Source organism: uncultured Novosphingobium sp. (assembly GCF_964277725.1).
Lineage (GTDB): Bacteria > Pseudomonadota > Alphaproteobacteria > Sphingomonadales > Sphingomonadaceae > Novosphingobium > Novosphingobium fluoreni.
This window is the reverse complement of sequence record NZ_CAXYKL010000245.1, coordinates 1-3,263: the sequence shown is the minus strand read 5'-3', so window position 1 is coordinate 3,263 and position 3,263 is coordinate 1. Positions and strand designations below refer to the sequence as shown.

The following is a 3,263-nucleotide window of genomic DNA, read 5'->3' as shown; positions in this document are numbered from 1 at the left end:
CCATCAGCGCGACAAAAGCGAAAGCGAGTGCACACTATGAATCTGAACGACATTCGGGATAATGCCGGCGCCCGTCATCGCCGCATCCGCGTGGGCCGTGGTATCGGCTCGGGCAAGGGCAAGACCTCCGGCCGCGGCCAGAAGGGTGCCAAGGCGCGTTCGGGCGTTTCGGTCAACGGCTTCGAGGGCGGCCAGATGCCGCTCCACATGCGTATTCCTAAGCGCGGCTTCAGCAACAAGGCGTTTGCGAAGGATTATGCCGAGGTCAACCTCGGCCTCGTCCAGAAGGCGATCGACGCGGGCAAGCTCGACATCTCGGGCACCGTCGATCACGCCGCGCTCAAGGCCGCTGGCCTGGCTCGTGGCGGCACCGATGGCGTGCGCCTGCTCGGCAAGGGTGAGCTGACCGCCAAGGTCGCGTTCTCGGTCGCCGGCGTCAGCGCCGGTGCGCGCGAGGCGATCGAAAAGGCAGGCGGCTCGATCGCCCTGCCCGAACCCAAGGTGGTGACCGGCAAGTATGCCGACAAGCCGCGCGGCAAGAACGCCGCCAAGGCTGCCAAGGCAGCCAAGGCCTAAGATCATACCATGATCGGTGCGGTGCTTTCCGTGGGAAGGCGCCGCACCGGGATTGTCGCGGCCGGCGAGACGACTATATGCGCCGTCTCAGACCCGCTGGGTTCGACAAGCGCGCCGGCCCACGATATGGATGCCCGGCAGCCGCCTGAAGAACCTTGGGCGACCCGCATAGTTTAAGGCTCCCCCTTTCCGATGGCATCACGCGCCGACAATATCGCCAGCACGCTCAGCCTGGCCAACTTCTCCAAGGCCACCGAGCTCAAGAAGCGCATCTGGTTCACCGTCGGTGCCCTGATCATCTTCCGCTTCCTCAGCTTCGTGCCGCTTCCCGGCGTCAATCCGCTGGTCCTGCAGTCGCTCTACGAGCAGACGCGCGGCGGCATTCTCGACATGTTCAACGCCTTTTCCGGCGGCGGGCTTGAGCGCATGAGCCTGATCGCGCTTGGCGTGATGCCCTACATCACCGCGTCCATCGTGGTGCAGCTGGCCGCCTCGCTTCACCCGGCGCTGATGGCGCTGAAGAAGGAAGGCGAAGCAGGCCGCAAGAAGCTGAACCAGTACACCCGCTATGGCGCGGTGCTGCTGTGCGGCATCCAGGGTTATTTCGTGGCCCAGGGGCTTGAGGCCTACGGCGCCTCCAGCGGCCTGCAGGCCGTGGTCGATCCCGGCCTCATGTTTCGCATGGGCGCGGTGATCAGCCTGATCGGCGGCACCATGTTCCTGCTGTGGCTGGGCGAACAGATCACGTCGCGCGGCATCGGCAACGGCGTTTCGCTGATCATCATGTCCGGCATCGTCGCCCAGATGCCGACGTTCGCCAGCAACGTGATGAACCAGTATTCGGCCGGAGACACCGGATCGATCACGATCATCCTGCTGGTGGTGCTGGTGGTGGCGATGATCCTGTTCATCTGCTTCATGGAGCGCGCCCAGCGCCGGCTGCTGATCCAGTATCCCAAGCGCGCCACGCAGCGCGGCATGATGCAGGCGGATCGAAGCCACTTGCCGCTAAAGATCAACACCGCCGGTGTGATCCCGCCGATCTTCGCCAGCTCGCTGCTGCTGCTGCCGCTGACGATCACCCAGTTCGCCGGCAAGTCGCTTTCGCCCGAATCGACCGCGGGGCAGCTGGTCGTCTCGCTCAACCAGTACCTGGGCCACGGCAAGCCGCTCTACATGGCGCTGTATGCGGCGGGCATCATCTTCTTCTGCTTCTTCTACACCGCGGTCGTCTTCAATCCTGAGGAAACCTCGGAAAACCTGAAGAAGAACGGCGGCTTCATCCCCGGCATCCGCCCGGGTAAGAACACCGCGACCTACCTGGACTACGTGCTGACGCGCATCACCGTGATCGGTGCCGGGTACCTAACTATCGTTTGTGTGTTGCCTGAGTACTTCCTGTCGCAAACCGGCTTGCCTTTGCTGTTCATGGGCGGCACCAGCCTGCTGATCGTCGTCAACGTCACCGTCGATACGATTACGCAGATCCAATCGCACCTGCTGGCGCACCAGTATGGCGATCTGATCAAGAAGGCGAAGCTGAAGGGCCGGTTGCGCTAGGCGCGCCGCCCGGGCCTCGCCCGTGAAGAGTTGCAAAGGGGGGATACGTGAACATCATCCTGTTGGGGCCTCCGGGCGCAGGCAAAGGTACACAAGCGCAGCGCCTGGTTGAAAGCCGGGGCATGCGCCAGCTCTCCACCGGAGACATGTTGCGCGCCGCGGTGAAGGCCGGCACGCCGATCGGCTTGCAAGCCAAGGCGGTGATGGATCGCGGTGAATTGGTCTCGGACGAAATCGTATCGGGCCTGATCGGCGAAGAGCTGGACGCAATGGGCCCGCAGACCGGCGCGATCTTCGATGGCTACCCACGCACCGCAGCCCAGGCCGAATCGCTGGACGGCATTCTGGCGCAGCGCGGCCGCAAGCTGGATCACGTCATCGAATTGGGCGTCGACGAGGAAGCGCTGGTAGAGCGCATCACCGGGCGCTTTACCTGCGCCTCGTGCGGCAAGGGTTACCACGACAGCTTCGAGAAGCCCAAGACCGAGGGCACGTGCGACAAGTGCGGCGGCCATGAATTCAAGCGCCGTCCGGACGACAACGCCGAGACCGTGCGTACCCGCCTCGCCGAATATCGCGCCAAGACCGCGCCGATCCTACCGATCTACGAGCAACGCGGCATCGTGACCCGCGTAGACGGCATGGCCGAGATGGATGACGTGACAGCGGCCATCGAGGCGGCACTGAACGGTTGAGTGATACCGCGAATGGCTGGGGCTAGGTTAAGGCTCCCAGCTGTTCGCAATCGATCATTACAAATCGATTGAACGTGAAAAGAAAAGGCCTCGTGCGGGATCGCACCGGGGCCTTTTCTTTTGCCCAGCAGGGCTTCGCTATGACTTTGCTGGGGCAACCTGGCGCAAGTGCGCCCCTGAGCCACCCTCCGTTCGTGTCGAGCGAAGGTGGGGTAGACAATAACGGGGACGATAGACCGAGCGTACGGCGCCACCTCAGCCAGGCGACTGCAACGTGCAGTACGAGTGCGCCGACCGCCCCGCCCCGCGTCCCGGCTTGCGGGCTTAGTAAAGGCCGCCCTGCTCCTGCACGAAGTCTGCCGGCGCGCTGCCGGTGTCCGCACGGGGCGGGGCGATGCGATCGGCGCGGGCCGCCCGGATCTCCGCCACCAG

General features: G+C 64.1%; 3 protein-coding genes. All 3 read left to right on the top strand.

Annotated elements, in window-relative coordinates:
- The first annotated feature begins 36 nt into the window (after window positions 1–36).
- The gene (gene rplO, locus ACHWRX_RS13705) at window positions 37–576 is read left to right on the top strand and encodes a 50S ribosomal protein L15 (protein ID WP_183616787.1); all 540 of its coding nucleotides are present in this window, start codon (window positions 37–39) and stop codon (window positions 574–576) included.
- 192 nt (window positions 577–768) lie between these two features.
- Complete coding sequence (gene secY, locus ACHWRX_RS13700) at window positions 769–2,136, top strand: preprotein translocase subunit SecY (RefSeq protein ID WP_183616788.1); 1,368 nt, start codon at window positions 769–771, stop codon at window positions 2,134–2,136.
- A 47-nt stretch (window positions 2,137–2,183) separates the two neighbouring features.
- Complete coding sequence (locus ACHWRX_RS13695) at window positions 2,184–2,831, top strand: adenylate kinase (RefSeq protein ID WP_058735992.1); 648 nt, start codon at window positions 2,184–2,186, stop codon at window positions 2,829–2,831.
- The last annotated feature ends 432 nt before the right edge of the window (window positions 2,832–3,263 follow it).